A 21,643-nucleotide genomic window follows, 5' to 3' on the forward strand; every position below is an offset into this window, starting at 1 on the left:
AGATTCGAAACAGATGATGGAGACAGCAATGACGGCATCGACGGGAACCTGGCGCATCGCGAGCGCCGATGCGGCGCAGGCACCGGTGGCGGTGATCGGCGCCGGCGTGATGGGCGCGGGCATCGCGCAGGTGGCGGCGCAGGCGGGCCATCCGGTCCGGCTGATGGACCTGCGCGAAGGCGCCGCCGCGGCGGCGATCGCGCAGATCGGCAAGGCGCTCGATGGCCTGGTGGCGAAGGACCGCATGGAACGCGATGCGCGCGACGCGGTGCTGGCGCGCCTGTCGCCGGCGGCCTCGACCGCGGAGCTGGCGGACGCCGCGCTCGTCATCGAGGTGATCGTCGAGAAGCTCGAACCCAAGCAGGCGCTGCTGCGCGAACTCGACGCGCTGCTGCCGCCCGATGCGCTGATCGCGTCCAACACCTCGTCGATCAGCATCACCGCGCTGGCCAACGGCATGGCGAATCCGCGCCGGCTCGTCGGCATGCACTTCTTCAACCCGGTGCCGCTGATGAAGCTGGTCGAGGTCGTCTGGGGCGCGGAGACGGACGCCTCCGCCGCGCAGGCCATCGAGGCGCTGTCGCGCCGCTGGGGCAAGACGCCGGTGCATGCGAAGTCGACGCCCGGCTTCATCGTCAACCGCATCGCGCGCCCGTATTACGCAGAGACGCTGCAACTGCTGCAGGAGCAGGCCGGCAGCCCGGCCCAACTGGATCGGGCGCTGCGCGGCGCCGGCTTCCGCATGGGGCCTTGCGAGCTGATGGACTTGATCGGCCACGACACCAACTACCTGGTCACGCAGTCGGTCTTCGAGGCCAACTTCGGCGACAAGCGCTATCAGCCTTCGCTGGTGCAGAAGGCGCTCGTCGATGGCGGCCGCCTCGGGCGCAAGGCGGGGAAGGGCTTCTACGAGGGCACGCCCGAGAACGCCGCGCCCGTCGCGGTGATCGATGGCGACGTCGGCGCGGTGACCTTGTCGGGTCGCGGCCCACTGGTGGAGCTGCTGGGCGGCTGGATGGGCACCCGAGGCCTCGCGTTCGAGCGCGACGAGACGGCTGACTGGCAAGGCGTCGCGGTCGAAGGCGTCCAGCTGCATTTCACGCGCGGACGCTGCGCCGCACAGCTCGCGCGGGAGCGCAGCCAACCCGGCCTCGCGGTGATCGATTGGCCGCTCGCGCCCGATCGGATCGAGGGGATGGCGATCGCCTTCGGGCCGCGCGTGGACAACGTCCAGCAGACCCATGCCGAGACGCTGCTGCGGCGCCTCGGCTGGGAGCCGCTGGTGCTGCGCGACGTGCCGGGCCTGGCCGTCGCCCGCACGATCGCGATGCTGATCAACGAGGGCGCCGATGCCGTCTGGCAGGGCGTCTGCGACGAGGCCGGCGCGGACACCGCGATGAAGCTGGGCGTGAACTATCCCGCCGGGCCCTTCGAGTGGCTCGCGCAACTGGGTGCGCCGCTCGTGGTCGATGCGCTCGCGGGGCTCTTCGAGGCCTATCGCAGCGAGCGGTACCGGATCAGCCCGCTGCTGCGCCAGCGTCTCTGGGCCTGAACGCGGTTCTTGCGGCCCGCGGTGCTCGCGGTCGCACAAGCAAAAAGCGCCCCTCGGGGCGCTTCTTCGTTGAGCCGCAACGGCCTCAGAGCAGCATGCGCAGATGCGCTTGCGCCTGCAGCAGCGGGGGCAGGCAGTGCTCGACCATCTGCTCCATGCTCATGCGGGTCGCGTGGACGCTGATGGCCATCGCGGCGACGGTGTCGCCCTTGTAGTTCTTCAGCGGCACGGCCACCGAGCGCAGGCCTTGCTCCAGCTCCTGGTCGATCAGCGCGTAGCCCTGGGCGCGGGCGCGGGCGATCTCGATGCGCAGACGCTCCGGGTGCGTGATCGTGTGCGGGGTCAGCGCGGTCAGTTCCTGGCGGGCGATGAAGGCATCGACTTCCGCCTGCGGCTGCGCCGCCAGCAGCACGCGGCCGTTGCCGGTGCAGTAGGCCGGCACGCGGGTGCCCGGCTGCAGCGTCGGCGAGACCACGCGGCCCGCGCTCGTCGCCGAGATGCAGATCACGTCGTTGCCGTCCAGCACGCCGGCCGAGGAGGCTTCCTTCATCGCATAGGCCAGCTTGTGCAACTCGGGCTCGATGATGCGGGGCAGGCGGGCGGAGTGCATGTAGCTCTGGCCCAGGCGCAGCACCTTGGGGGTCAGCGCGAACATCTTGCGGTCCTGCGAGACGAAACCCAGGTGGGTCAGCGTCAGCAGGTAGCGGCGGGCGGCCGCGCGGGTCAGGCCGGTGCGGCCGGCGACCTCGCTGATGGTCAGGCGGGGACGTTCCTGATCGAAGGCTTCGATCACGGCCAGGCCTTTCTCCAGGCCGGCGACCAGGTCGCGTTTCAGCGGACCGGTGCGGACTTCAGCTTCGGGGGAGGGGGCGACCACCGGAATGGCGGTCAGGTCTTCATCGTGGGCTCGAGCAGCGGACATGGTGGGGAGGTGGTCGTGCGTTTGACGCCCAAATCTGCTGGGCGTAAGCAGGTGATGTCCAAAACTATAGGGACAACCCTGTGAAGAATGTTTGCCAGGGCAATTGTTTTGTTCCGCTATTCGCACTTCAATGCATTACTTTGGTGCATTTGCTGCGCACAGCGCCCCACCGCCTGCGGGAAGCGGTGTGGTCGGGCGGTCAGCGGGGAAAAGGTGCGCGGAATCGCGATCGGAGCGTCGCTAAGCAAGCCGTCAATAGTCAGACATCATGCCTGTGACGATGCCGCCCTACATATATGAGCGGTATGCGCCATCAAACTCGGTCAGTATCCCACGCGATGTGCGATTGGCGCCTGCGTGGTCCTACGGGCGCCCATGACTATTTCTTTAGCGCCCCCAACTTTTGGATATGGGCGAAACGCCGCACAAGGCCGCTCTTGGCGGGGTTGGATGCACCAAAAAGAGGTCAGACAACCGAGGGCGGCGAAGTCAATCGTCTGACTATTGAAAACGGCCGCCCCGTATCGATCCGGAGCGGCCGTTGATTGGCGCCTGGGCCCGCGCTCAGGCGCCGGGCCGAAGCGGAGAGGCTCAGACGCGTTCGACGACGACCGCGATGCCCTGGCCGACGCCGATGCACATCGTGCACAGCGCATAACGACCATTCGAACGATGCAACTGGTTGATCGCCGTCATGACCAGCCGGGCGCCGCTGGCGCCGAGCGGGTGGCCCAGCGCGATCGCGCCGCCATTGGGGTTGACGCGCGGATCGTCGTCGCGAAGGCCCAGGTCGCGCAGCACCGCCAGGCCCTGCGCCGCGAAGGCCTCGTTCAGTTCGATGACGTCCATCTGCTCAAGTGTCAGGCCGACCTGCGCCAGCACCTTGCGCGCCGCCGGCGCCGGGCCGATGCCCATGATGCGCGGCGCCACACCGGCGGTGGCCATGCCGAGCACCCGCGCGCGCGGGGTCAGGCCGTGCCGGGCGATCGCCGCCTCGCTGGCCATCAGCAGCGCGCAGCTGCCGTCATTGACGCCCGACGCGTTACCAGCGGTCACGCTACTGTCCGGTCGGACGACGCCTTTCAGCTTGGCCAGCGCCTCCAGGCTGGTCTCGCGCGGATGCTCGTCCTGGCGGACGACCACCGCCTCGCCCTTCTTCTGGGGGATCGTCACCGGGCAGATCTCGGCGTCGAAGAATCCGCTGCGCTGCGCGGCCAGCGCCTTGGTCTGGCTGGCCAGCGCCATGCGGTCCTGCGCCTCGCGCTCGATGCCGAAATCGACGGCGACGTTCTCCGCCGTCTCCGGCATCGCGTCGACGCCGTACTGGGCCTTCATCTTCGGATTGACGAAGCGCCAGCCGATGGTGGTGTCGTAGATCGCATTCGCCCGCGAGAAGGCGCTTTCCGCCTTGGGCATCACGAACGGTGCGCGGCTCATGCTCTCGACGCCGCCGGCGATCAGCAGCTGCGCCTCGCCCGCGCGGATCGCCCGGGCCGCGGTGCCGACGGCATCCATGCCGGAGCCGCACAGGCGGTTCAGCGTCACGCCCGGCACCGCGATCGGCAGGCCGGCGAGCAGCGCCGACATCCGCGCCACGTTGCGGTTGTCCTCGCCGGCCTGGTTGGCGCAACCGTAGAACACGTCGTCGAGCGCCTCCCAGTCCAGCCCCGCATGGCGGGCCATCAAGGCCTGGATGGGCACCGCGCCCAGGTCATCCGCCCGGACCGCCGACAGGGCGCCGCCGTACCGCCCGAAAGGGGTGCGCTGCGCATCGCAAACAAAGGCATGCATGAAAGTCTCCTGAATATTTATGAGAATGCGGGCTGCGCGGGATCATAGGGGTCCTCAGGAAAAACCCGTGACAAGTTGCACGCACAGTCCGGGATCATGCGCGGCGCCGCGCGATGGACGCGCTTTTCATTTAAGTTGCGGCCCTGGGCAGCCGAAGCTGCTGACGAGGGCGTCTGAACCGGGCGCGGAACTACAAGAATGAAGGACAGATCGGCCGATCCGCTCATCGATGTGAACCAGCTGAAAGTGGGGATGTTCATTCATCTCGACCTCGGCTGGATGTCGCATCCCTTCCCGCTCAGCAGCTTCAAGCTGAGTTCGGAGGAGCAGTTGCTGATCCTGCGCCGGCTGGGCCTGAAGCAGGTGCGCTGGAGCCCGGGCAAGAGCGAGCTCCCGCTGGAAGCCACGCCGATGCCGCCGACGGCCGCCGCTCCGGCCGTGGTCGCCGAGGCCGCTCACGACGCTGAGGACGATGCCCGCGAGCGTCATCGTCGGCTGCTGGCCGAGCAGCGCGAGGCGCTGCTGCTGTGCGAGCGCCAGTACGCCGAGGCGGCCACCGCCCTGCGCGACCTGATCGACCTGGTGCCGCGCGAGCCGACCGACGCCCGCGACCGGTCCGCCGCGCTGTCCCGCGCGCTGCTGGACAAGATGCTGGTCGAGGGCGACATCAACATCCGCCTGCTCAACGAGGGTGCCGGCGACCGCGGCACCGCGCATGCGCTGAACGTCGCGGTGATCGCGATGCTGCTGGGCCGGGCCTTCGGCCTGGGGCGCGACGAGATGCTGGACCTCGGCCAGGGCGCGCTGCTGCACGACATCGGCAAGATGGAGCTGACGCCCCGCTTCCGCCATCGCGACGACAGCTTCACCGCCGCCGAGGTCGCCGCGTACCAGCAGCACGTCGCCAAGGGCGTGATGGTGGGCCAGAAGATGGGGGTGGGCGCCGGCCCGCTGCTGATCATCGCCCAGCACCATGAACACGCCGACGGCAGCGGCTTCCCGCAGCGCCTGAACGCCGACCGCATGAGCATCGGCGCCCGCATCGTGGCGCTGGTCAACCGCTTCGACGGGCTGTGCAATCCGCTGCTCAGCTCCAAGGCGATGACGCCGCACGAGGCGCTCTCGCTGATGTTCGCGCAGGGGCGCAGCCGTTTCGACGCCACGATGCTCAATGCCTTCATCCGCATGATGGGGGTGTACCCGCCGGGCTCCGTCGTGCAGCTGACCGACGACCGCTATGCGCTGGTCGTGGCGGTGAACTCCTCGCGGCCGCTCAAGCCCCGGGTCATGGTCCATGACGCCAAGGTGCCGCGCGAAGAAGCCCTGGTCCTGAACCTGGAAGAGCTGCCCGACCTCGGCATCCGCCGCAGCGTCAAGCCGCAGCAGCTGCCGCGGGCGTCGCTGGACTACCTCAGCCCTCGCAGCCGCATCGCCTATTTCTTCGAGTCGGCCGGCGCGCAGCCCATGCCGCCCGGGGAGATGGCCGCGTGAACTTCCCCGCCCGATCGCCGGTCGCAGCGCCCGCCGCGTTCAACACCGCTTTCCTGCCGTTGATCGACGGCCTGCAGGAAGCGGTGTGGCTCGTCGATGCGCGCACCCATTGCGTGGTCGCGGTGAATGCGGCGTCGCAGCAGCTGCTCGGCATGGCGTCGAAGGATCTGGTCGGCGCGAGCGTCGAGTCGCTGGCCTCGACGCCGGAGGATGCGCTGTTCTGGATGGACGCCGCCATCGGTCGCCGCGAGAGCCTGCACACCGACACGATGATGCGCCACGCCGATGGACGCATGCTGTGGGTCTCGCGTCGCATCAGCCACGTGGCGCAGCCACAGGGCGACGGGCTGTGGCTGGTCGCCATGCGCGACCAGACCCAGCAGCGCCAGCATGACGAGGAGCGGGAGACGCTGCTCGCCGAACTGCGCGCGACGCTGGAATCGACCGCCGACGGCATCCTGGTGACTGACCTGGCGGGCCGCATCCGCAGCTTCAACCAGCGGCTGGCGTCGCTGTGGGGCATTCCCGAGGACCTGCTCAACGACCGCAACGACGAGGCCGTGCAGGCCTGGATGCGTCGCAGCGTCGTCGACGGCGCCGCCTACGCGATGCGCCTGGGCGCGATCCAGGAATCGCCGCTGCTGCATACCAGCGACAACCTCAAGCTGATCGACGGCCGCGTGCTGGAGCGCGTGTCGCTGCCGCAGTGGAGCCGCGGCCGGCCGATCGGCCGCGTCTACTCGTTCCGCGACCTGAGTGAGAAGCTCGCGGCGCACCAGCGCATCGAGGAGCTGTCCCACAACGACATGCTCACCGGCCTGCCCAACCGGCGCGCGCTGATGGAGCGCGTCGACTACGCGCAGGCCATGGCGCGGCGCGAGACGACCCCCTTCGCGCTGCTCAACGTCGACCTGGACCGCTTCAAGCAGATCAACGACACGCTGGGCCACGCCTATGGCGACCGCGTGCTCAAGGAAGTCGCGCTGCGTCTGAAGGAGTCGCTGCGCGAGGTCGACACGGTCGCCCGCCTGGACGGCGACGAGTTCGCGCTGCTGATCCATCAGGCCGACGCCCGCGGCGCGGAGCACGCGGCCCGTCGCGTTCAGGAGGCGATGTCGCGCCCCTTCTGCTTCGACACCCTGAGCTTCACCGTCACCTGCAGCACCGGCATCGCGCTGTTCCCGGGCGACGGCGCCAGCGCCGAGGAACTGCTCGCCAGCGCCGAACGCGCGATGCACTGGGTCAAGGAAAGCGGCCGCAGCGCGTTCCGCTTCCACCAGCCGCGCAAGGACGTGGACCTGCTGTCGCGCATGCGGCTGGACCATGCGATGCGCCAGGCGCTGCAGGAACACGAGTTCCGGCTGCACTTCCAGCCGCAGGTGTCGCTCGAGACCGGCGAGCTGATCGGCGCGGAGGCGCTGATCCGCTGGCGCGACCCGCTGCGCGGCGACGTGCCGCCATCCGAGTTCATTCCGGTCGCCGAGGAGAGCGGCTTCATCGTCGCGATCGGCCAATGGGTGCTGCAGCAGGCGGTGGCGCAGGCGGCGGCATGGCTGGAGAAAGGCCTGCGCGTGCCGGTGGCGGTCAACGTGTCGGCGCTGCAGTTCCAGCAGACGCAGTTCGTCGAGCAGGTCGCCCAGGCGCTGCGCGCCTATGACCTGCCGCCGTCGCTGCTGGAACTGGAACTGACCGAATCCGTGCTGCTGCGCGACGCGGACGAGGCGCTGCATCGCATGCAGGCGCTGTCGGAGCTCGACGTGCTGATGGCGATCGACGACTTCGGCACCGGGTATTCCAGCCTCGGCTACCTGAAGCGCTTCCCGATCCAGCGGCTCAAGATCGACCGCAGCTTCGTCAAGGGCCTGCCGGGCGACGCCAGCGACGCCGGCATCGTCAACGCCATCGTGCAGATGGGCCGCGCGCTGAACCTGCAGGTCATCGCCGAGGGCGTGGAGACCGAGGCGCAGCGCGACTTCCTCGCCCGCTGCGGATGCCACGAGTACCAGGGCTTCCTGTGCGCGCCGGCGCTGGAGACGCGGGCCTTCGAAGAGCGCCACGCCCAGATCGCCGCGCAGGCACAGGCCGGGCAGGCGGCGCGCGCGCAGACCGCGGTGCTGCGTCCGGCGCGCGCGTCGGTGCACCTGCTGCGCGGCGCCTGACGCGGACGGCCGCGCGCGGGTGCGGATCGGGAGACCTCTCCACTGGCGTTCCAACGACGACGGCACAATGCGCCGGTGGCCGCCGTCGACGGCCGGGAGACAAGCGTGCTGTACAAGTTCAAGTCGAAGGCGGGCGCCGACGTCATCATGCTGGCGGCCCATGGCGATCAGGCGCTGAAGGCGCTGGGACGCGAGCCCGCGGCGCAGGGCATCTTCCAGGCCGGGGACCTGCCGGCGCTGATCGCGCGCGGCGAGGCGGCCATCGCCGAGGAACAGCAGGCGCTGGACCGCGCCGCGCAGGAGGCGCAGGCCGAGGGCCGCAAGGCGCCGCCCAAGCCGGAGGTGATGCTGCGTCAGCGGCTGTGGCCGCTGCTGGAGCTGCTGCGCGTCGCGCAATCCGCCAATGCCGATGTGGTCTGGGGCGTCTGAGGTGGAATCGACCCAGATCCTGGCGATCCGGCACGGCGAGACCGCGTGGAACCGCGAAGGCCGGCTGCAAGGCCACCTCGACCTGCCGTTGAACGCGATGGGGATGCGCCAGGCCGAGCGGCTCGGCGCCGCGCTGGCCGAGCACGCGATCGACGCGGTCTACGCCAGCGACCTCGCCCGGGCCGCGGTGACCGCCCGGCATGTCGCGGCGCCGCATGGGTTGGAAGTCCGCCACGACACGCGCCTGCGCGAGCGGGCGTTCGGCGTCCATGAAGGCAAGCTCTGGACCGAGGTCGAGGCCGCGTTTCCCGAGGACGCGCTGCGTTGGCGCCGCCGCGATCCGGACTTCGAGCCGTCCGGCGGCGAGAGCCTGACCGCGCTCTATGCGCGCTGCATCGCGGTGGTGTCCGAACTGGCCACGGCGCACGCCGGGCAGACGATCGCCATCGTCGCGCACGGCGGCGTCCTGGACTGCCTCTATCGCGCCGCGACCCGCATCGACCTGCAGGCGCCGCGCAGCTGGGTCCTGGGCAATGCCAGCATCAACCGGCTGCTGCATTCGCCGCAAGGCTTCAGCCTGGTGGGCTGGAACGACGACCATCACCTGCACGGCCTGGCGCTGGACGATCCCGGCGTACCCGGATTCATGCCCACCGCGCCGCAGACGGCCAAGGCCTGAGCCTGCGGACCGCGGCGACCGGACGCCTCAGGCGTCGGACCGTGGCCGCGACATCGACAGAAGCGCCGCATCGAGCGCTCATCGAGGAGACACATGACCGACGCACAGATCATCGTGCTGGCCACGCCGGTGTTCTTCGCCCTGATCGGGCTGGAGTACTGGATCGGCCTGCGCCGCGGCCGCAACACCTACCGGCTCAACGACGCGATCAGCAGCATCGCGCTGGGCATGCTCAGCCAGGTCGTGGGCGTGCTGACCAAGCTCTTCACGCTGGGCATCTACACCTGGGTCTTCGAGCATGCGGCGCTGGCGCGGCTGGACGCGGGGGCCTGGTGGGTCTGGCTGCTGGGGCTGCTGTTCTACGACTTCCTCTATTACTGGCATCACCGGCTCGGCCACACCACGGCGCTGCTGTGGGCGGCCCATGCGGTGCATCACCAGAGCGAGGACTACAACCTGTCCACCGCGCTGCGCCAGACCGGCAGCGGCTGGCTGGTCGGATGGATCTTCTACATGCCGATGGCGATCCTGGGTTTCCCGCCGCTGGTCTACGCCGTGGTCGCCCTGGTCGACCTGCTGTACCAGTTCTGGGTGCACACCCAGCAGATCGGCAAGCTGGGCTGGTTCGACCGCTGGTTCTGCTCCCCGTCGAACCATCGCGTGCATCACGCCGTCAACGACCCCTATCTCGATCGCAACTACGGCGGAATCCTGGTGATCTGGGACCGCTTGTTCGGCAGCTTCCAGGAAGAACTGGACCGTGAGCCCTGCGTCTACGGCACCCGTGACGCGCTGCGGAGCTGGAATCCCTGGACGGCGAACGTCCAGGTCTACGCCCGGCTGATCGGCAAGATGCGACGCACGCCGCGCTGGCGGGACAAGCTGCGGCTCTGGTGGGAGCCGGCGCATTGGGAGCCCGGCCTCGGTGCTCGCATAGCGCCCGGCTACGACCCCCGGGCGCGGGCGCTCTTCGACCCGGCGGTCGCGCCCTCGCGCGCGTGGGCGGCCGCGGCGATGTTCCTGTTGATGCTCGGCGCGGTGGCACTGTTCCTCTGGAACGCCCACCGGCTCGGGGCTGCGGGGCAGCTTGCCGTGCTGGTCGGACTGCTGGCCGGACAGGTGCTGACGGCCCGTCTGCTTACACCTTTGCCGCCTGGATCCCACCCCTAACGGGGAACTGTTGCAATTTCGCGTCGAGTGTTATGGGTGCGTGCAACGCACTTCTATACTCCGCACACCTTGCAGTACCGCCATTGAGCCAGACCGGCTGAAACCTCCAACTGATGAAGGTGGATATGAAGAAGATTGCAATCGCTGCGGCCATCGCGGCTCTCTCCGCACCGGTGTTCGCGCAAAGCTCCGTCACGCTCTGGGGCCGCATCAACACCTCGGTGGAAAGCATCAAGACCGGCAACCGCGACCGCGTTGCCTCGGTGATCAACAACAACTCCCGTCTGGGCTTCAAGGGTACGGAAGACCTGGGTGGCGGACTGAAGGCCAGTTTCGCCCTGGAGCACGGCCTGAACTCGGACGACGGCCGCCAGACCAACTCGGCGTTCTGGAACCGTGAAGCCAGCGTGCAGCTGTCCGGCGACTTCGGCGCCGTCCGTCTGGGCCGCTGGACCCCGGGCTCCTACTACGCCACCGCCGACTACGTGTCGATGCACAACCACGACACCGGCACGTCGGAAGACAAGCTGTACTCGGGCGCCGGCTTCACGCAGACCAACAAGGTCGGCTACTTCACCCCGAACATCAGCGGCTTCAACGCCGAGTTCGCGCTGCACGCCGGTGAAGGCGTCGATCCGCGCGGCTACGACGTGGCGCTGAACTACGACCAGGGCCCGCTGCACCTGGGCGCCGGCTACAGCAAGCAGGGCGACGCCAACCAGTGGGCCATCCGCGGCCTGTACGAACTGGGCGCCTTCACCTTCGGCGGCTACGCGCAGCGTGAAGACGACTCGCGCTCGCTGGGCAAGGACACGCGCTGGATCGGCCGTGCCGCCGTGATGTACACGATGGGCCAGTCGGAATTCCACCTGAACGTCGGTGGCACCAAGGCCGGTGGCTCCTCGTTCAACAGCGGTCGCAACGGCGGCAAGCAGTACACGCTGGCCTACAACTACAACCTGAGCAAGCGCACCAAGCTCTACGCCTTCTACACCGCCGTGGACGCCACCACCGCGAACAAGGCCGACGACCTGAACTCGTTCGCTCTGGGCATTCGTCACAACTTCTGATCCCCGGATCAGGAACGACAAAGGCGCTCTTCGGAGCGCCTTTTTCATTGCTGCCGTCGTTCGGTGGCGCGGCGCTCGCCGCCGCGTCCCTTGTCCGGTCCCCTGATTCGATTACTCGAGGTCGAACAGCTGCCCCGCCTGCTTGGGCGGCGCCACGCCGAGGTGACGATAGGCCGCCAGCGTCGCGATCCGTCCCCGCGGCGTGCGCTGCAGGAAGCCTTGCTGGATCAGATAGGGCTCGATGACGTCCTCGATGGTGCCGGGCTCCTCGCCGATGGCGGCGGCGACGTTGTCCAGTCCCACCGGGCCGCCGTCGAAGCGGTGCACCACCGCTTCCAGCAGCTTGCGGTCCATCAGGTCGAAGCCCAGCGGATCGACGTCCAGCATCGCCAGCGCCTTTTCCGCGATCGTGCGGGTGATGGTGCCGTCGCTCTTGACCTCGGCATAGTCGCGCACGCGGCGCAGCAGCCGGTTGGCGATCCGCGGCGTGCCCCGCGAGCGCCGCGCCACCTCCAGCGCCCCGGCCGGCTCGATCGCCGCGCCGAGCAGCGAGGCCGAGCGCGTCACGATGCGCTGCAGCTCGTCGGCGGTGTAGAACTCCAGCCGCGCCACGATGCCGAAGCGATCGCGCAGCGGGTTGGTCAGCATGCCGGCGCGCGTCGTGGCCCCGACCAGCGTGAAGGGCTGCAGGTCCAGCTTGATCGAGCGGGCCGCCGGGCCCTCGCCGATCATGATGTCGATCTGGTAGTCCTCCAGCGCCGGGTACAGGATTTCCTCGACGACCGGCGACAGCCGGTGGATCTCGTCGATGAAGAGCACGTCGTTGCGCTCGAGGTTGGTCAGGATGGCCGCCAGGTCCTTGGGTTTCTCCAGCACCGGCCCGCTGGTCTGGCGCAGGTTCACGCCCAGCTCCGCGGCGACGATGTGGCTCAGCGTGGTCTTGCCCAGGCCGGGGGGCCCGAACAGCAGCACATGGTCGAGCGCCTCGCGCCGCTTCTTGGCGGCGCCGATGAAGATCTCCAGTTGCTCCCGCGCCTTGGCCTGGCCGACGTATTCATCGAGCAGCTTGGGCCGCAGCGCACGCTCGATCGCGTCCTCGTTGGGCGAGGCGGGATGGGCGCTGATCAGGCGGGCCTGCTGCGGCGCGGGGGTGAAGTCGTCGGTCTGGATGCTCATGGCGAGGGACGGGGCGGCTGGGGGCCGATCATGACAGGTGCTTCATCGCCAGCTTGATGCCGTCGCTGACGCCGACGTCCGCCGGCAGCGTCTTGAGCGCGGCGCCGGCTTCCTTTTCGCTGTAGCCCAGGGCCACCAGCGCCTGCAGGATGTCCGCCTGCGCGTCGTTCGCGATCGCCACCGGCTGCGACAGGTCGGGGCTGAGCTTGCCCTTGAGTTCCAGCAGCAGCCGCTCGGCGGTCTTCTTGCCGATGCCCGGCACCTTGACCAGGCGCCCGGCCTCCTGGCGCGACACCGCCTGCGCCAGGTCGCCGACCGACATGCCCGACAGCAGCGACAGCGCCATCTTCGGCCCCACGCCGCTGATCTTGATCAGCAGGCGGAAGGTGGCGCGTTCCTCGGCGGTGAGGAAGCCGAACAGCACATGGGCGTCCTCGCGGATGCTGAGGTGCGTCAACAGCGTGGCGCGCTCGCCCAGGTTCGGCAGGTTGAAGAAGGTGCTCATCGGCACGTCGACTTCGTAGCCGACGCCTTGCACGTCGATGAGAACCTGCGGGGGCGACTTTTCCGCGATGACGCCGGTGAGCTTGCCGATCATGGGCGCGGATTATCCGCGTTCGGCGGCGCCCGGCGGGCGTTTCGCTGGATGTTTGTCCAGTATTTTCCCGAGGCCTGAGAACCCCGCCCGGCGCGCGGCCGGTGCGGCGCTCAATTGCGGCCGAACAGGCCCAGGCGCTGCGCTTCGAGAGCCGCCTCGGCGCGCGAGCTCACGTTGAGCTTGCGATAGATCTGCTTGACGTAGTCCGCGATCGTGTGGCGCGACAGGCCCAGCTGCACGCCGATCTCCGGCAGCGTGAAGCCCTTGGCCACGCGCAGCAGCACCTCGGTTTCGCGGTCGGTCAGCGAGACCTCGTGCAGCACCTGCGCCGCCTGCGGCCGGCGCTGCGAGGTGAAGTAGGCGATGACCTTGCGCGCGATCGACGGCGACAGCGGCGGCTCGCCCTGGCTGATGCGCTGCAGCTGCTCGACCAGCAGCTCGCGCGACTGTTCCTTGAGCAGGTAGCCGAAGGCGCCAGCCTGCAGCGCGGGGAAGAGGTGCTCGTCGTCGTCGTGGATGGTGACGATGACCGACTGGACCTCCGGCTGTTTCTCGCGCAGCGCCGAGATCACGTCCACGCCGGAGCCGTCGGGCAGGCCCAGGTCCAGCAGCGCCAGCGTGAAACGCTGCGTGCTGACCTGCTGCAGCGCGTCCTGCACCCGCGAGCATTCGGTGACCACCGCGTTGGCGAAGACCTGTTTCACCAGGACCTTGAGCCAGGCGCGGATTTCGGGAATGTCTTCGAGCAGCAGGATGTGGTTCATGGCGCGGGATTCTTGCTCAGGAATGAGGCGCCGGCAGCCTGCCTGGCGGGTGTTTGCAACGGTACGGCTTTCTCGGCGGGCTGACCATCCGGATCGGCGCCGGAGTGTGGCGTCGTCGGCAATGGATCACGCCGCGGGCGGCTTTGCAGCCGGCGCGCCTCAAAGCGGGATGGTCAGCCGGATCACCGTGCCCCAGCCGGGGCCGGATTCGACCAGGCACTGGCCATGCATCTGCTTGGCGCGTGCCTTCATGCTGGCCATGCCGTGTCCCTTGTCCAGGCGACCTTCCAGCTCGAGCGGGATGCCCTGGCCGTTGTCCTGGATCACCACCGAGAAGTAGCCGTCCTGGGCCGAGCAGCTGATCACGCAGTGCGTCGCGCCGCTGTGCTTGATGATGTTGCTGACCGATTCGCGCAGGATGCGCGTGGTCTGCACGTAGGCGCGCGCGGGGAAGGTGTGCTCGATGTCCTCGGCCGGCGATTTCCATTCCGCCAGGATGTTGGCCTGGGCCAGGCGGGACACCACCTCGGCGCGCCAGTCGCCGAGCGCGTCCAGCAGCTGGACCGGCTTGCCGGTCAGGCCGCGCACCGACAGCCGCATTTCCTCGAGCGCCTCGCGCGCCAGCGTCGAGATGCGGTCCGACTCGCTGGTGTGGACGATGGTGAGCAGCTTGGCGCCGAGGTCGTCGTGCAGGTCGGCGGCGATGCGCTTGCGCTCGCGCTCGGTGACCTGCTCCAGCTTGGCCTCGGCGACCTGGTCGAAATGGCGCTCCAGTTCCGCGATGCGTTCCTGTAGGCGCAGCTCCCCCTGCAGCACGGCGAGCTCGGCCTGCGTCAGCGCGCGGGCGAACTCGCGCACGCGATGCAGGCCCAGGCCCAGCAGCGACAGCGGGCCGAGGATGCCGGCCAGCCCGCTGCCCGGCAGGAACCATGCCGACAGCACCGCCAGCGCGCCGAAGCCGATCAGCACGCAGCTCAGGACGAAGTCGAAGCGCGGGTAGCGCTCCTCGAGCGTCGGCAGGAACATGTCCTGCCACAGCTGCCAGAGATGCCATCCCATGGTCACCAGCAACTGGGCACCCAGCCACCACAGCGCGAAGCCGGCCACGCGCGAAGTCGGCACCGGCAGCAGCAGGGCGGCAGGGAAGAGCAGGGCCTGCGCCAGCAGCAGGCGATGCAGGCGCCGGTCGCGGCGCCGCGTGCGACGCATCAGGTAATGGACCGCGCACCAGAGCAGCCACGGCGCCAGGACCACCGCGATCGCCGTCTGCCAGGAGGACAGCGGCGACAGGCCGACCATGACCACCCAGCCCGGCATCAGCGCGAGCAGCCAGGCGATGTGGCGCTGGGCGCGGCGCTGCCAGATCAGCAGGCCCAGCGCGAAGGCCATCAACACCAGCGCGGACTGCAGGCCGTAAGCCAGCTGCGGCGCGAGCTTGCTCCAGAGCGTCGCGAAGGACCAGGAGGAGATGCCGTCGCCACCGGCGGCCGCGGCGCCCGCCACCTGGGCGAGGCAGACCGGCACCGCCAGGGTCATGGCGGCCGCGGTGCCGGCGGCGAACTGCCTCGCGGCGCCCGGTGCCGCCGCGGCCGAGTTGCGGCCGGCGGCCTCCCCGTGTTGTTCTGTGGTCCGGTGCATGGGGCGCGATTGTGCAGGCGCGGCACGCGCGTGGCACATCGACGCGCGACAATACCGCCCTCAACCCCCCTGAATACGGAGCTTCCTCCGCCTTGAACCTGCGCCACGCCTTCACCCCCGCCGACAACCGGCGCCTGTCGCACCTGTGCGGCCCGCTGGACGAGCACCTCCGCCAGATCGAGGCGGCCCTGTCCGTGCGGATCACCCATCGCGCCGAGCACTTCAACATCGAGGGCGAACGCGCCGCGGCGCAGCGCACGCTGGCCTTGATGGAGGCGCTCTACGCGCGGGCCGACCGGGCCATTCCCGGCGAGACGTTGCGGCTGGCGATCGTCGAGGCGGCCAACGACGTGGGCGCGCCGGCCCGGTCCGGCCCGGCCACGCCGGACGACGAGGACAACGTGGTGCTGCGCACGCGCCGCGCCGACCTGGCCGGACGCACGGCCAACCAGCATCACTACCTGCGCCGGATCCTGTCGCATGACATCAGCTTCGGCATCGGCCCGGCGGGCACCGGCAAGACCTTCCTGGCGGTGGCTTGCGCGGTGGACGCGCTCGAGCGTTCGACGGTGCAGCGCATCATCCTGACGCGTCCGGCCGTGGAGGCCGGCGAGCGGCTGGGTTTCCTGCCCGGCGACCTGACCCAGAAGGTCGATCCCTACCTGCGCCCGCTGTACGACGCGCTCTATGACCTGATGGGTTTCGACCGCGTCACCAAGGCCTTCGAGAAGGGCCAGCTCGAGATCGCGCCGCTGGCCTTCATGCGGGGACGCACGCTGAACCATGCGTTCGTCATCCTCGACGAGGCCCAGAACACCACGCCCGAGCAGATGAAGATGTTCCTGACCCGCATCGGCTTCGGCAGCAAGTGCGTGGTGACCGGCGACACCAGCCAGATCGACCTGCCGCGCGGCATGCACAGCGGGCTGGTCGATGCCGAGCAGGTGCTGGACGGCGTGGACGGTATCGCGATCACGCGCTTCAACCGGACCGATGTGGTGCGCCATCCGCTGGTGGCGCGCATCGTCCAGGCCTACGAGGACCGGGACGAAGTGGCGGCGCGCGAGGAAGCCCGCGAGCAGCAGGAGCGCGAAGCCCGCTTCGCCGAGGAGCGCGAGGAGCGCCGGCTGCGCGCCATCCAGCTGCGCGAAGCATCGGCGGCCCGCTTTGACGACGCAGCCGCGCCGACGCCTGCGCCTGCGAAGCCTGCTGCGAGGAAGCCGGCGGCAAGGCCGGCGGCCGCCACGAAGGCTGTCGCCAAGGCGCCTGCCGTGAAGAAGCCCGCCATCAAGAAGCCTGCGCCGAAGAAGCCGGCGGCGAAGACACCGGCGGTGAAGACATCCGCCGCGAAGCCGGCTCGCAAGGGAGTCGCCCGATGAGCCGTCCCGAACTGAGCCTGTCGCTGCAATTCGCCGATCCGCGCCACAAGGCGCAGTTGCCGCGGCACAAGGTCATCCGCTGGATGCGCGCGGCGCTCGAGCTGCCGGGCGAGATCACGGTGCGCATCGTCGACGCGGAGGAAGGACAGGCGCTCAACCGCGAGTACCGCTCGAAGGACTACGCGACCAACGTGCTGACCTTCGACTACACGCACGAGCCGGTGGTCGCCGCGGACCTGGTGATCTGCGCCGAGGTCGTCGAGCGCGAGGCCAAGGAAATGGGCCTGGACCTCGCCGCGCATTACGCGCACATGCTGGTCCACGGCACGCTGCACGCGCAGGGCTACGACCACGAGGAAGACGACGAGGCCGAGTGCATGGAAGCGCGCGAGACCGAGATCATGCTCGGTCTGGGTTTCGCCGATCCCTACGCGAAGCGCTGAGGCGGGCGCGCCGCGGCCGGCGCCCGAGCGCTACTGCTCGCTACTGCTGGGAGCCGAGATAGCGCTTGCGCCAGAAGAAGGCGCCGAGCGCCAGCGCGGTGACCACCATCACGCCGACGGCGATCCAGAAGCCGGTGGCGGCGTGGATCAGCGGCAGGTTGTCGAAGTTCATGCCGAAGACGCCGGTGATCAGGTTCAGCGGCAGGAAGATGGCCGTGAGCACGGTCAGCGTCCGCATGATGTTGTTGGTGCGCTCGCCGGTGAGCGAGAAGTGCATCTGCACCGAGGTCTCCGCGGAGGTCTCCAGCCGCCGGACATGGGTCAGCACCCGCTCGATGTGCTCGAGCACGTCCCGCGAGCGCACACGCAGCAGTTCGCGCTCGCGCTCCGCGCGGGCATCGCCGGCCGGCCATTCGCCCAGCGCGTCGATCCACTCCTGCACCGCGCTGCGCTGGTCCTCGCAGAGGTCCTCCAATCGCGAGAGCGTGTCGCGCGCATGCAGCACGACGGACCAGTCCCGGAAGTGGCCGCGGCGGTCCAGCAGCAGGCCCTGCAGCGTCGTCAGCTGGCGGGTCAGCAGCCGGCGCAGGTCCAGGTAGCTGTCCACCATGTGGTTGACCATGCGCAGCATCAGCTCGGCCGGGCTGGTCGGGAGCCGCGTGCTGCCGCGCAGGTCGCGGCCCTCCTGCTGCGCGCCGAGCTTGCCGGCGAAGTAGTCGCGCAGCGAGCACTCGCCCGGATGCACCGTGATCAGGACGCGGTCGAAGACGGCGAAACCGACGGGACTGGTGTCGATCGCCTTCAGCGCGTCGTTGACGCCCGCGGCGTTGCGGGGTTCGTCGTCGGCCAGGAGCTGCTGGCTGCCCGGTATCGTCGCCAGCCGGCGGAAGACCATGAGGTCGTACCAGCTGGTGTAGTCGAAGTGCGAGGGCAGCTGCGGATTCATCAGGTCCGAGACATGCAGGTCGAGCAGCTGCGCGCCCGACCAGCGTGTCAGCCGCTGCTGCAGCGCGCCGAGTTGCAGTTCGAACTCGCGTCGCGGCAGGCCGATCCACAGGAAGCCCTCCGGGGGGAGGTCCTCGGGCAGCGCGGCCAGTTCTTCGTAGAGCGCGTCGCTGAGATGGAAGATGCGCATGCGTCGGTCGGGCAGGCCGCGTGCCGCGGCCTCAGGCACCGGCGCGCAGCAGACGCGCCGCGTCCATCGCGAAGTAGGTGAGGATGCCGTCGGCGCCGGCGCGCTTGAAGGCCAGCAGCGCCTCGAGCATCACCGCGTCGTGGTCCAGCCAGCCATTCGCGGCGGCGGCCTTGATCATGGCGTACTCGCCGCTGACCTGGTAGGCGAAGGTCGGGACGCGAAACTCCTCCTTCACCAGGCGCACGATGTCCAGGTAAGGCATGCCGGGCTTGACCATCACCATGTCGGCGCCCTCGGCCAGATCCAGGCCGACCTCGCGCAGCGCCTCGGCGCTGTTGCCCGGGTCCATCTGGTAGGTTTTCTTGTCGGCCTTGCCCAGGTTGGCGCGCGAGCCCACCGCGTCGCGGAACGGGCCGTAGAAGGCGCTGGCGTACTTGGCGCTGTAGGCCATGATCCGCGTGTGGATGTGCTCGTCAGCCTCCAGCGCGGCGCGGATGGCGCCGATGCGGCCGTCCATCATGTCGCTGGGGGCGACGATGTCCACGCCCGCGCGCGCCTGGACCAGCGCCTGCGCCTTGAGCAGTTCCACGGTGCGGTCGTTCAGGATGTAGCCCTGCTCGTCCAGCACGCCGTCCTGGCCATGGCTGGTGTAGGGGTCGAGCGCGACGTCGGTCAGCACGCCCAGGCCCGGGACGCGCTCCTTGAGCGCTCGCACGACGCGCGGGATCAGGCCGTCGGGATTGGTCGCCTCGATGCCGTCGGGCGTCTTCAGCGCCGGGTCGATCGCCGGGAACAGCGCCATCACGGGGATGCCCAGTTCCACGCATTCCTGGGCGACGGGGATCAGGCGGTCCAGGCTCAGCCGCGACACCCCCGGCATGGACGCGATCGGTTCGACGCGGTTGTCCCCCTCATGGACGAAGACCGGAAAGATCAGGTCGCTGGCGTGCAGTCGGTGTTCGCGGACCAGCGCCCGGGTGTAGGCATCGCGACGCAGGCGACGGGGGCGGCTGGCGGGATAAGGTGCGGGAAGTTGCATGGTTTCCGAGAAATACCACCGGGTTGGGGGGCGCTAGGGGAAAGCCGAGATTCCGAAATTCGGCAGATCTGTTAAAGTCGCTCCTGAATGATAGCCGTTCGGCTGTCGTTCCCTGCTTTTCCTCCCTGAGCAGGAGCCTTAGCGTGATGACAGCGATAAGGCTTTCCGACCCCGGCTGTGAAGCCGGGGTTTTTTTTCGCGCCATCCATAATGCCGCGATGCTCTGGATCAAAGCGCTTCATATCATTTTCGTCGCCGCGTGGTTCGCCGGCCTGTTCTACCTGCCGCGGATCTTCGTGAACCTGGCCATGGTGCCGGCCGACAGCCATGCCGAACGCGAGCGACTGCTGCTGATGGCCCTGAAGCTCTACCGCTTCAGCAGCGGGCTGATGCTGCTGGCGCTGCTCTTCGGCGGCATTCTCTGGCTTTATTACGGCATCGGTCGCGGTCCGGGCAATGGCTGGATGCATGCCAAGCTGGCGCTGGTGGTGGCGGTGATCGGCTACCACCACATGTGTCGCGCCTTCCTGCGCAAGTTCGAGCTGATCGCCAATCGCCGCAGCCACAAGTGGTTCCGCGTCTTCAACGAGGTCTCGGTGCTGCTGTTCGCGGCGATCGTGATCCTGGTCGTCGTCAAGCCTTTCTGATCCCGTGATGCAGCGGCGCAGCTCCGCCACCTGGCTGGCCCTGTGCTACGCCGTGCTGGTGGTCTACGCCAGCCTCTACCCCTTCTGGCCCTGGCGGATGCCGCCGAGCCTGCCCTGGCCCGGCGTCATCGGCCTGCCCTGGCCGCGCTACTGGGGCAAGTTCGACCTCTGGATCAACGTCGCCGGCTACTGGCCGCTGGGCCTGCTGTGCTTTTCCGCGGTGATCCGCAGTGGCGGCGGCCTGTGGCGCGCGCTGCTGCTGACGCTGGTCGGCCTGCCCCTGCTGTCGTTCGCGATGGAGACGCTGCAGTACTTCCTCCCTGGCCGCGTTCCTTCTCTGGCGGACTTCCTGCTCAACAGCGCCGGCGCCTGGCTGGGCGCGTTCTGCGCCTGGGGCGTGCTGCGACTGGACGGTCTGGCGCGCTGGAACGGCTGGCGCGAGCGCTGGTTCGTGCCGCACAGCGCCGGCGCGCTGGCGCTGCTGGCGCTGTGGCCGGTGGGCCTGCTGTATCCGGCGCCGCTGCCGCTGGGCCTGGGCCAGCTGTTTCCCCGCCTGCGCGAATGGGCGGAGCTGCTGCTCCAGAACACGCCCTGGGAGCTGGTGCCCCGGGAACTCGCCGACGATCCGCCGCTGCCCCCCGGCCTGGAGGCGATCGCCATCGCGATGGGGCTGCTGGCGCCTTGCCTGCTGGCCTTGTCGGTGGCCCGGCCGGGCCGGCGGCGGGCGCTGCTGGTGCTGGGCGCGGTGGCGCTCGGCGTGACGACCACGGCCTGGTCGACGCTGCTGAACTTCGGACCGGACCACGCCTGGGCCTGGCTGACGCCGACGACCGAGCCCGGCCTGATCGCCGGCGGCGTGCTGGCGCTGCTGGCGGCGTTCATGTCCCGGCGCGCCAACGCGGCCTGGGGCCTGGTGGTGCTGACCGCGCTGATCGCGCTGATGGCCGAGGCCCCGTCCGACCCCTACCTGCTGGAGAGCCTGCAGTTCTGGGAGCAGGGGCGCTTCGTCAACCTGTACGGGCTGGCGCAATGGGTGGGCTGGTTGTGGCCCTTCGCGGCGCTGGCCTGGCTGCTGTACGGGGTCACGCAGAGCGACCGGCCCTTGCCGCCGCGGCCGCCGGAACCACCGCCGGGCGGGCGCTCTGAAGGACAAGCAGGTCGTGACGAAACGCACGAACGGCCGGTCGGTGGAAACCCTGAAACTACAATCCCGCGATGAGCTCCACCAGCTACTACCAACGCCACATCTTCTTCTGCCTGAACCAGCGCGAGGGCGAGAACGCCTGCCTGCAGCACGATGCGCAGGCCGCCTTCGACCACTGCAAGCAGCGGGTGAAAGCGGAGAAGCTCGCCGGCAAGGGCGGCGTGCGCGTGAACAAGGCCGGCTGCCTGGACCGCTGCGCCGGGGGGCCGGTGGCGGTGGTGTACCCGGACGCGGTCTGGTACTCCTTCGTCGACAACAGCGACATCGACGAGATCGTCGAGCGCCATCTCAAGCACGGCGAAGTCGTCGAGCGCCTGGTGCTCGACGATTCGGTCGGCCGCTGAGCGGGAGCCCGAC

General features: G+C 69.1%; 19 protein-coding genes and 1 pseudogene. 12 read left to right on the forward strand and 8 right to left on the reverse strand.

The window, feature by feature from the left end:
• The first annotated feature begins 28 nt into the window (after positions 1–28).
• Positions 29–1,552, forward strand: a complete 1,524-nt coding sequence (locus tag FHT38_RS24785; RefSeq protein WP_183493543.1) for a 3-hydroxyacyl-CoA dehydrogenase — start codon at positions 29–31, stop codon at positions 1,550–1,552.
• A gap of 85 nt (positions 1,553–1,637) precedes the next feature.
• Here FHT38_RS24785 and FHT38_RS24790 read toward each other — a convergent pair whose 3' ends face one another.
• Entirely contained in the window at positions 1,638–2,474 is an 837-nt protein-coding gene (locus FHT38_RS24790) for an IclR family transcriptional regulator C-terminal domain-containing protein (protein WP_091731190.1), read from the reverse strand.
• Between the two features lie 591 nt (positions 2,475–3,065).
• Positions 3,066–4,265: a 3-oxoadipyl-CoA thiolase gene (gene pcaF / locus FHT38_RS24795; protein WP_183493544.1), complete on the reverse strand. Its 1,200-nt coding sequence runs from the start codon at positions 4,263–4,265 to the stop codon at positions 3,066–3,068.
• Between the two features lie 198 nt (positions 4,266–4,463).
• Here pcaF and FHT38_RS24800 point away from each other — a divergent pair, with 198 nt between their 5' ends.
• From FHT38_RS24800 to FHT38_RS24825, 6 genes are all read left to right on the forward strand, one after another.
• Positions 4,464–5,756 (forward strand): HD-GYP domain-containing protein, encoded by a 1,293-nt coding sequence (locus FHT38_RS24800; protein ID WP_091731197.1) that lies wholly within the window; start codon positions 4,464–4,466, stop codon positions 5,754–5,756.
• Positions 5,753–7,915 carry a bifunctional diguanylate cyclase/phosphodiesterase gene (locus FHT38_RS24805; RefSeq protein ID WP_183493545.1) on the forward strand — a complete coding sequence of 721 codons (2,163 nt, stop codon included), beginning with the start codon at positions 5,753–5,755 and terminating at the stop codon, positions 7,913–7,915. Before FHT38_RS24800 ends, FHT38_RS24805 begins: the two co-directional genes overlap by 4 nt.
• A gap of 105 nt (positions 7,916–8,020) precedes the next feature.
• The gene (locus tag FHT38_RS24810; RefSeq protein ID WP_183493546.1) at positions 8,021–8,344 is read left to right on the forward strand and encodes a DUF1840 domain-containing protein; all 324 of its coding nucleotides are present in this window, start codon (positions 8,021–8,023) and stop codon (positions 8,342–8,344) included.
• A gap of 1 nt (position 8,345) precedes the next feature.
• Positions 8,346–9,023, forward strand: a complete 678-nt coding sequence (locus FHT38_RS24815; RefSeq protein ID WP_310737426.1) for a histidine phosphatase family protein — start codon at positions 8,346–8,348, stop codon at positions 9,021–9,023.
• Between the two features lie 93 nt (positions 9,024–9,116).
• Positions 9,117–10,193, forward strand: a complete 1,077-nt coding sequence (locus tag FHT38_RS24820; protein WP_183493547.1) for a sterol desaturase family protein — start codon at positions 9,117–9,119, stop codon at positions 10,191–10,193.
• Positions 10,194–10,318: 125 nt separating this feature from the next.
• The gene (locus FHT38_RS24825; RefSeq protein ID WP_183493548.1) at positions 10,319–11,263 is read left to right on the forward strand and encodes a porin; all 945 of its coding nucleotides are present in this window, start codon (positions 10,319–10,321) and stop codon (positions 11,261–11,263) included.
• Positions 11,264–11,374: 111 nt separating this feature from the next.
• Here the strand turns inward: FHT38_RS24825 and ruvB are convergent, their stop codons facing one another.
• The 4 genes from ruvB to FHT38_RS25705 form a co-directional block, all read right to left on the reverse strand.
• Positions 11,375–12,439 carry a Holliday junction branch migration DNA helicase RuvB gene (gene ruvB / locus FHT38_RS24830; RefSeq protein ID WP_091731215.1) on the reverse strand — a complete coding sequence of 355 codons (1,065 nt, stop codon included), beginning with the start codon at positions 12,437–12,439 and terminating at the stop codon, positions 11,375–11,377.
• Between the two features lie 28 nt (positions 12,440–12,467).
• The gene (gene ruvA, locus FHT38_RS24835) at positions 12,468–13,037 is read right to left on the reverse strand and encodes a Holliday junction branch migration protein RuvA (protein WP_091731218.1); all 570 of its coding nucleotides are present in this window, start codon (positions 13,035–13,037) and stop codon (positions 12,468–12,470) included.
• 110 nt (positions 13,038–13,147) lie between these two features.
• Positions 13,148–13,801, reverse strand: a complete 654-nt coding sequence (locus FHT38_RS24840) for a response regulator transcription factor (RefSeq protein WP_091731221.1) — start codon at positions 13,799–13,801, stop codon at positions 13,148–13,150.
• Between the two features lie 159 nt (positions 13,802–13,960).
• A complete protein-coding gene (locus FHT38_RS25705; protein ID WP_310737427.1) occupies positions 13,961–15,439 on the reverse strand; it encodes an ATP-binding protein in 1,479 nt (492 codons plus the stop codon).
• Positions 15,440–15,531: 92 nt separating this feature from the next.
• On the opposite strand from FHT38_RS25705, the pseudogene FHT38_RS24850 reads away from it, so the two are divergent.
• Positions 15,532–16,506 (forward strand): annotated as a pseudogene (locus FHT38_RS24850) (PhoH family protein); the annotation flags it as partial.
• A 308-nt stretch (positions 16,507–16,814) separates the two neighbouring features.
• Positions 16,815–17,261 (forward strand): rRNA maturation RNase YbeY, encoded by a 447-nt coding sequence (gene ybeY / locus FHT38_RS24855; RefSeq protein ID WP_091731224.1) that lies wholly within the window; start codon positions 16,815–16,817, stop codon positions 17,259–17,261.
• A 40-nt stretch (positions 17,262–17,301) separates the two neighbouring features.
• On the opposite strand, the gene FHT38_RS24860 is transcribed toward ybeY, so the two are convergent.
• On the reverse strand, positions 17,302–18,396 hold the full coding sequence (locus FHT38_RS24860; protein ID WP_091731227.1) for a magnesium transporter CorA family protein: 1,095 nt from the start codon (positions 18,394–18,396) through the stop codon (positions 17,302–17,304).
• Between the two features lie 31 nt (positions 18,397–18,427).
• A complete protein-coding gene (hemB, locus tag FHT38_RS24865) occupies positions 18,428–19,435 on the reverse strand; it encodes a porphobilinogen synthase (protein ID WP_091731231.1) in 1,008 nt (335 codons plus the stop codon).
• Positions 19,436–19,653: 218 nt separating this feature from the next.
• On the opposite strand from hemB, the gene FHT38_RS24870 reads away from it, so the two are divergent.
• The 3 genes from FHT38_RS24870 to FHT38_RS24880 are packed head-to-tail and all read left to right on the forward strand — an operon-like array spanning position 19,654 to position 21,630.
• Positions 19,654–20,082: a CopD family protein gene (locus FHT38_RS24870; protein ID WP_183493551.1), complete on the forward strand. Its 429-nt coding sequence runs from the start codon at positions 19,654–19,656 to the stop codon at positions 20,080–20,082.
• A gap of 7 nt (positions 20,083–20,089) precedes the next feature.
• Positions 20,090–21,301 carry a VanZ family protein gene (locus FHT38_RS24875; protein WP_091731238.1) on the forward strand — a complete coding sequence of 404 codons (1,212 nt, stop codon included), beginning with the start codon at positions 20,090–20,092 and terminating at the stop codon, positions 21,299–21,301.
• Positions 21,298–21,630 carry a ferredoxin gene (locus FHT38_RS24880; RefSeq protein ID WP_091731244.1) on the forward strand — a complete coding sequence of 111 codons (333 nt, stop codon included), beginning with the start codon at positions 21,298–21,300 and terminating at the stop codon, positions 21,628–21,630. The genes FHT38_RS24875 and FHT38_RS24880 overlap by 4 nt, the downstream gene beginning before the upstream one ends.
• The last annotated feature ends 13 nt before the right edge of the window (positions 21,631–21,643 follow it).

The sequence above is a fragment of the Mitsuaria sp. BK041 genome (genome assembly GCF_014193085.1).
GTDB lineage: Bacteria > Pseudomonadota > Gammaproteobacteria > Burkholderiales > Burkholderiaceae_C > Roseateles.